Here is a 6,878-nt window from a genome sequence, read left to right on the forward strand (position 1 = left end):
ACACCCAGACAACAAAAACAGACGATCACCCAGCCAATCAGCCAGATCATCCATCCACTCGCTGCCAGAAAAGACAACAACGCCAGCCCGCCGAACCGAAGTCCCCGCTGGCCGCCGCCGATGAACAGCGATATACGGACCAACAGATCACACGTCAACACCTAAAACGACACGCCGATGACAGAGGGCGTTGAAACCCGAGGTCAGTCGTTCCCGACTGCGAGCCGCTCAGATCCCCGCGTACCAGGGGAAACCGAGCTCGGCGACCATGCTCCCCCTCCCCTTCCCGAAGCCATCGACGCGCTCGACGGCCTCGATCCGGGTCAGGTATTTCAGGCTCTTGTAGCCGAGCTGCCGCTCGACCCGCAGGCGCAGCGGTGCACCATGGGCGATGGGCAGATCGCCTCCGTTCATGCCGTAAGCAAGGATCGTCTGCGGGTGCAGCGCATCGAACAGATCGTAGCTGTCCCACCAGCCATCGACGCTGCGGATCACGATGAAACGGGCCTCAGGCTTCAACCCGACATGGGCGAGGAGATGGGCCAGGGGCACACCCGTCCAACCCGCGATGGCGGACCACCCCTGTTCGCAGCTATGCAGCGTGATCTGCGTCCTGGCCGGCATCGCCTTGAGGTCGGCCAGGGAAAAAGCCGCCGGCCTTTCGACGAGTCCCGTCACCGGCAGTTTCCAGTCGGTGAAACCGACCAGCTTCGATGTCCTGTAGCCGGGATCGTCCGGATCGGTGGTGTTGATGGTCGGGAAGATGGCCGAGATCGCGTCCGGCCCGAATTCACGAGCCAGGGGCTGTCGGCGAAGAAGCCAGCGCTGGACCGCGAAGGTCAGCCCATTGCTCCAATCGTAGGGGGTCGCCAAGCGGCTCAGCGCCGGCGCGTCGCAGCCGCCGAGGACACCCGCTCCGACGACGCTGGCCGAGCCCGTCAGAAGGCGTCGCCGGGAAACCTCGGTCATCGTTCCTTCTCCGAGGGAATGCTGAAACGCCCGGTGATCATCGAGCGCAGGAGGTTGCCGGCGCCCCCGACGAAGACCTGCATCACGTGGACGAGCAGGAAGAGGACGAGCAGGCCGGCCACCAGGAAATGGATCGTCCGTGCGGATTGGCGGCCGCCGAACAGGGTGAAGAGCTCCGGGAAGGCGGTCGTGAACCCCGGCGACATGGTCAGCCCGGTCAGGACCATCAGGGGAAACAGGATCAGGACCACGCCGAGATAGGCGAATTTCTGCAGGGCATTGTAGCGGAGGGCTTCCCGGCCCCGCGCCTTCTCCAGCCTGAGATGATCGCCGATTTCCCGCGCGAGATGCCGGGCGGACAGTTGATCCCTATCCGGCATCAGGCTCCTGCGGAGATGTCCGCTCGCCAGGATGAGCAGCAGATAGGCGAGACCGTTGATCACGAGGATCCAGGCGGCGAGGAAATGGAGGTTTCGGCCCCAGCCGGTCTGTTCCAGGTTCACCGGCAGCGGCAGTTCGATCCATGCCGGCGCGTCGTTGGCACCCGTCTCTCCCCAGAACAGGCGCGGCAGGGCGAGAAGGATGGCGATTCCGCTCGCCAGCAGGACAAGGAAGGCCGCGGCATTGATCCAATGGGTCAATCTCAGCCAGGCCGGATGCCGGAACACGGTCGAACCGCTCTTCGGCCCTGCGCCCATCTCGACCGGGACGGTTTCAGCTGATGCGGGTGAGGACATCGAGCCGGTACCGGTCGGTGCGACTGTGATGGGCGATGCGGATGGCCCCATCGAGAATGCCGATCAGCATGTCCGACGCCTCATCCCCGGTTTGCGGGTAATGGGTGAGCCCGGTCCAGTGGGCGAGGACGATCGTCCCGCCGGGGTCGAGGGCATCGAGGATACGCTTGGCGAGATGCGACATGTCACTGGCGTCGAGGAAGTAGAGGACCTCCGAGATCAGGATCAGGTCGAACCCGCCCTGCGGCCATTGGCCGGGAACGTGCAGACGCTCGAACCGCACATGCGGGAGCGATTCACAGCGTGCGCGCGCCTGTTCGAGGGCCTTTTCCGCCGTGTCGACGGCGACGAGAGCGTCGCATCGGGATGCCAGGGCCTTGGTGAACACGCCGATGGAGCAGCCGATCTCCAGCGCCGACGCGTAACGCGGCTTCGGCAACACCTCCAAGGTCGCCGCATATTTGGCGGCCTCGTAAGGACTGGTGGTGAACTGCCAGGGATCGGGATCGTCGGTATAGCGATTCTCGAAATAATCCGGCGGCATCGTCTGCGAGTGGCGGATCATGGCGTATCTCCGGAATCGCGCCAGAGATCGCCGGCGGGCCCAGTGTCACCGAGGACATACCGCGCGGCGGATGTCAGCGCGAAATCCGGCGCCGGCTGACGCAGATACGTGGCAAGATCGCGGGAGGCCCGTTCGAGGGGGTGATCGCGCAGGAAGCCCTGCAACCCCACGGAGCGCTGAGCGAGCTGCAGCACCGCCAGTCCCGCGGCCTCGACGGCGGTTCGCGCCAGGTGAACATAGGCCACGATCCGCTCAGGCTGGAGATCGTCCTCGAAGACGATGCGCGCTGCGCGCTCCACCCAGAGGCGGGCGGTCTCGGTGGCGACGAGCCCCTCCCCCAGCCGCGCCGACTGGTGCGGATCGTGCCCTCTGCCGGTCCGGCGGAGGTGGTCGCGCCAGATATCGAGCACGGCCTCGATCCCCCCGAGCTGGACGGCGGCGAAACGCCAGGCGCCGCCAAAGAAATGCGGTTGCCTGGAATAGGAATCCGCCTCACCCAGGAGACTGTCCTCTCCGATCTCGAGACCGGTCAGATCCACCGTTCCCGTGGCCGAAGCCCGCATTCCGTGTGCCCGCCAACCGGACAGATCGGCCCGCGTGCCGGGGGCAAGCTCCGGCACCACCATGAAGGCGCGGTCTCCGGGGATCGTGCGGGCGGTGACCAGGGGGCGCGTCACGAAGCCGGCGCCGGATGCCAGGATCTTACCGGCCCTCAGGCGATAGCCGCCGGGCTGCTCGACGAGCTTCAGCCCGTCATCCGCCGGCTCCGTGTTCCAGACACCGAAGAGATGCCCCCGTTGCGCATCGGCGAAGAGCCGGGCGCGCTGGGCGGCGTCGCCATAGCGGGCAACCAGTTGGAGGGCATTGACATGGCCCTCGTAGACTCGACCCAGCGCCAGACTTCCGCTCCCGATGATGCGCAGCACGTCACAGAGATCCGAGGCACCCGGTTCCTCGCCGAGACCGGCGCCTCCGTCGTCCCGCGGGATCGGCGCGGCGAGCAGGCCGAGCGCGCGAAGATGCTCGATATCGGCTGCCGGGAACCCGCCGTCATGGTCATGCTCGGCCGCCCGTGCGGCGGCGGCCCGTGCGGCCATCCTCGCTGCATCCGCGGCATCGAAGCTGCTGTGGGCGACCCGTATCGGCTGGTCCACGCTGTTCATCCTCTCCGGGCGGCCATCGCGCCGTCATGCGGGTCACTCATGACGCGGGACCTGTGGGGCAGATAGAGTACATCCTGCATTGAATCGCGCGGCGTACCAGCGCGGACATTCGGCGATGCGAACGCTTCCTCTTCCATCGCGCACGGTGAGCTCCGGATCTTGATACAAAAACATCAGAAGCAGGCGATCAGGACGGTAAATGACGAGTGTGCAAAATCTTCCGGTCGGTCGCGGAAAAGGCCGTGAATTGCGATGATAACCGGCGAAACCTTCGGCCGGTTCAACTCAACCGAGCCAAATCGTGTCTTCCCGTCGCGATTCCCCTCGCCTGTGTAAAAATGCAGCCTTATCCCCATTTCCGGGATAGGCGGCGGCCCTGAGATCGGGCAGCGTCGCGATGGCTCATCCCTCACCTCGCGTTCGCCCGCGGGGAGGTTTCGGGCCGACGCGGTTCCACGAACGGCTTCCAGGATCGATTGCCCATGGCGCGAAAGCGCGCTCAGCCCACCGTCGATATCCTCAAGGACGTCGTCGCCCGTCTCGGTCTTCCGCCGCGGTCCGTGGACATCGAGGCCCTGCGGCTTCACCTCGATCTTCCGGAATTCGGCGGCTATGCCGAGGATGCGCGTGTCGGCAAGGCGCTGCGGCGCATGAAGGCACAGAGCGCGTTCGCCAGGACAGGCGCCGCGGCGGTGAGCAAGAGCGTCCCCGGACTGAAAGTTACGGTCGCCGAGAACGATACCCTCCTCTGGCGGGTCCGCGTGCTGCTGCCGCTCCTCGATGGCAACCGTCTGGACGTGCGGGTCGAGGTGCCCCTGGAGGGCGTCGCCGGCGAGATCGTCGCCGGCATGGCGGAGCGCAACGACCCGACCTGGCGCATCGAGACGTTGCGACCCGCCGTGGCCGAGATCACCGCACGGACCGGACGGACGCTCCATTCCTCCATCGACCGTCTCAGGGACGCGATCACCGGGGATCTGCGCGAGGTCGGTGCCGACGCCGTCACCTATATCGACCGCATGGACCGCTCCCTCCGCTCACGGGTGTTCCATGCCGGGCCGAATCTCGGCCGTTCCATGAGCGATACCCTGGCCCCGGTGCGCAAGCGCGCCAAGGTCGTCGCGAAAGAGGATTCCCGTCTGCGCCGCCTGCGCGATCAGGTCGGGTTCGGGGCTTACATCGAGAAGTTCACGGTTGCCCGGCGCCTCGGCCGGCGCATCATCTTTCACATGGGCCCGACCAACTCGGGTAAGACCTACGCGGCCCTGAAACTGCTTGCGGCGGCCCCGACAGGAACTTATCTCGCACCGCTGCGGCTCCTCGCCCTCGAGAATTATGAAGGGCTGGCCGAGCGCGGCCTCAAGGCCGGGATGGTCACGGGCGAGGAGATCCTCGGCGATGACAGGCCCACCCACACATCGCGGACCATCGAGACCGCGGATCTGATCCGGCCCGTCGATGTCGCCGTGATCGACGAGATCCAGATGCTCTCCGATCCCGACCGCGGCTGGGCCTGGACCAACGCCCTCTTCGGCATCGCAGCGAAGACCGTCATCGTCTGCGGTTCCGACGATGCGCTCGCCGCCGTCCGACGCGCGGCGGAGGCGGCCAACGAATCGCTGGACGTCATCACCTTCGTTCGCAAGACGCCCCTCGTCCTTCTGGACAAGCCCGTCCCCCTCGAAGACGTCGAGCCGGGCGATGCGGTCGTCGCCTTCTCGCGGCGCGCGGTGCATGAGAATCGTGAAATCCTCGTCGCCGCCGGACACAGCGTGGCGACGATCTACGGCGCTCTGTCTCCGGAAGTGCGACGGGCGGAAGCGGCGCGCTTCCGGACGGGCGAAGCCACCGTCCTGGTCACCACCGATGCGATCGGGATGGGCCTCAATCTCGGGCCTTTGAAACGCATCGTCTTCTCGGCGACCCGCAAATGGGACGGCGTCGGCGAGCGTGCCCTGACGAATTCCGAGATCCGTCAGATCGCCGGCCGCGCCGGGCGTTTCGGCCATCAGGATGTCGGCTACGTCGCCGCCACCGACGCCGTCGGGATCGAACCGATCCGCGCCGCGCTCGCCGGAGCCCCGACGGCGCCGGCCGCCGATACACGCTTCTTCGTGCGGCCCGATCTCATCGCGATCCGCTCCGTCGCCGAGGAGATGCGCACGGTGAGCTTGCGCGAGGTGATGACGCATTTCGCGCGCTCGACCTTCTATGCGGGCTCACCGTTCCAGCCCTCCGCCCTCGACGAAATCCTCGACGTGGCAAAGGTCATCGATCGCGCCGCCCTGCCGATCGAGGAAAAGTTCGCGTTCTCGGTCTGCCCGGTCAACCGGCGCGATGAGATCGCCATCGGTATGCTGGAACGCTGGGCGCAGGCTCGAGCCACAGGCACGACCGTTCCGGCACTGCGTGCCAATCTCGGCGGAGAGCTGGATTATCAGGAGCGGTCGGTGCGGCTGGCGAGCGCTTATCTCTGGCTGTCACGCCGCTTTCCCGAAACGTTCGACGACGACGAGCAGATCCGTGTCATGCGCGGCCGGGCCAACGCCGTCATCGAGAACCATCTGCGAGAGACGGCGACCCGCAAGGCCGAGCGCCGCCGGTCGCGGCCGGGAGTGCGATGACTCATCTGACTTACGCCATCGGCGACCTTCATGGCTGCGCCGATGCCCTGGAGCGCCTCCTGATGGAGATCGCGCGTCATGGCGCTGGTCGCGACCACCGTCTCGTTTTTCTGGGCGACTACATCGATCGCGGACCGGACAGTGCCGGCGTCCTTCGGATCCTTCAGGATCTCGACCGGACGGAAGGCAAAAGAGCCACGTTTCTCATGGGCAATCACGAGCGCATGCTGCTCGACGCCTACGAAAAGCCCTTCGGTGTGGCCGCTTGGCTCGAAAATGGCGGTCGAAGCACGCTGACCTCCTTCGGTATCCACGATCCGGAGGAGTTGCCGCGGGATGCACTCAACTGGATGTCCGGCCTCGACACGGTCCATGAGGATGAGCGGCGCTATTACGTCCATGCCGGGTTTCGCCGCGGAAGGACGGGCATCGACCCGGACGTGGAGGTCAGGCTCTGGATCCGAAAGCCGTTCCTCACCGAGGATTTCGATTTCGGCAAACACGTCGTCCACGGCCACACACCCCAGAAGACCGGCAGGCCGGACGTTCGTCCGTTCCGAACGAATATCGATACGGCCTGTGTCTTTGGATGCCGCCTCACCGCAGGTGTGTTCACGGGTGAAGCCGGCCCGGCGATCGAGTTCCTTCAGGTCGGCATGTGACGGATGCCGTGAGAGAACGCTTCGCTCGCGCTGAGTTTGTTCTGGACAGACGCATTGAAGCCCGCGGCGTGTGTACGCTGCGGGCTTTTGTGTGTGTGGTGATGTTTGGGAATTTGGTTGCGGGGACAGGATTTGAACCTGTGACCTTCAGGTTATGA

The 6,878-nt window shown here is 65.6% G+C and carries 6 protein-coding genes; 2 read left to right on the forward strand and 4 right to left on the reverse strand.

Translation table 11 applies throughout. The features are described 5' to 3' along the window. Nucleotides 1-228: 228 nt before the first annotated feature. From MKK51_RS01165 to MKK51_RS01180, 4 genes are read right to left on the reverse strand one after another with little or no spacing between them, the layout of a single operon-like run. Nucleotides 229-969: a molybdopterin-dependent oxidoreductase gene (locus tag MKK51_RS01165; protein ID WP_243974476.1), complete on the reverse strand. Its 741-nt coding sequence runs from the start codon at nucleotides 967-969 to the stop codon at nucleotides 229-231. Then, a complete protein-coding gene (locus tag MKK51_RS01170) occupies nucleotides 966-1,667 on the reverse strand; it encodes a cytochrome b/b6 domain-containing protein (protein ID WP_243974481.1) in 702 nt (233 codons plus the stop codon). Before MKK51_RS01170 ends, MKK51_RS01165 begins: the two co-directional genes overlap by 4 nt. A 16-nt stretch (nucleotides 1,668-1,683) precedes the next feature. Continuing rightward, complete coding sequence (locus tag MKK51_RS01175) at nucleotides 1,684-2,271, reverse strand: SAM-dependent methyltransferase (protein ID WP_243974477.1); 588 nt, start codon at nucleotides 2,269-2,271, stop codon at nucleotides 1,684-1,686. Then, complete coding sequence (locus MKK51_RS01180) at nucleotides 2,268-3,434, reverse strand: acyl-CoA dehydrogenase family protein (RefSeq protein ID WP_243974478.1); 1,167 nt, start codon at nucleotides 3,432-3,434, stop codon at nucleotides 2,268-2,270. Before MKK51_RS01180 ends, MKK51_RS01175 begins: the two co-directional genes overlap by 4 nt. A 482-nt stretch (nucleotides 3,435-3,916) precedes the next feature. Between MKK51_RS01180 and MKK51_RS01185 the strand changes: the two genes are divergently transcribed. Both MKK51_RS01185 and MKK51_RS01190 read left to right on the forward strand, forming a co-directional pair. Further along, nucleotides 3,917-6,058: a helicase-related protein gene (locus MKK51_RS01185; RefSeq protein ID WP_243974479.1), complete on the forward strand. Its 2,142-nt coding sequence runs from the start codon at nucleotides 3,917-3,919 to the stop codon at nucleotides 6,056-6,058. Then, on the forward strand, nucleotides 6,055-6,720 hold the full coding sequence (locus MKK51_RS01190; RefSeq protein ID WP_243974480.1) for a metallophosphoesterase family protein: 666 nt from the start codon (nucleotides 6,055-6,057) through the stop codon (nucleotides 6,718-6,720). Before MKK51_RS01185 ends, MKK51_RS01190 begins: the two co-directional genes overlap by 4 nt. Nucleotides 6,721-6,878 lie beyond the last annotated feature (158 nt).

Origin of the sequence: Methylobacterium sp. E-045, from assembly GCF_022829685.1 — a bacterium.
Taxonomy (GTDB): Bacteria; Pseudomonadota; Alphaproteobacteria; order Rhizobiales; family Beijerinckiaceae; genus Methylobacterium.

What these genes read in the sequence shown, in the direction of transcription:
- MKK51_RS01165 (WP_243974476.1), bottom strand. Translation starts at nt 969, where the DNA reads ATGACCGAGGTTTCCCGGCGACGCCTTCTGACGGGCTCGGCCAGCGTC.
- MKK51_RS01175 (WP_243974477.1), bottom strand. Translation starts at nt 2,271, where the DNA reads ATGATCCGCCACTCGCAGACGATGCCGCCGGATTATTTCGAGAATCGC.
- MKK51_RS01170 (WP_243974481.1), bottom strand. Translation starts at nt 1,667, where the DNA reads ATGGGCGCAGGGCCGAAGAGCGGTTCGACCGTGTTCCGGCATCCGGCC.
- MKK51_RS01180 (WP_243974478.1), bottom strand. Translation starts at nt 3,434, where the DNA reads ATGAACAGCGTGGACCAGCCGATACGGGTCGCCCACAGCAGCTTCGAT.
- MKK51_RS01185 (WP_243974479.1), top strand. Translation starts at nt 3,917, where the DNA reads ATGGCGCGAAAGCGCGCTCAGCCCACCGTCGATATCCTCAAGGACGTC.
- MKK51_RS01190 (WP_243974480.1), top strand. Translation starts at nt 6,055, where the DNA reads ATGACTCATCTGACTTACGCCATCGGCGACCTTCATGGCTGCGCCGAT.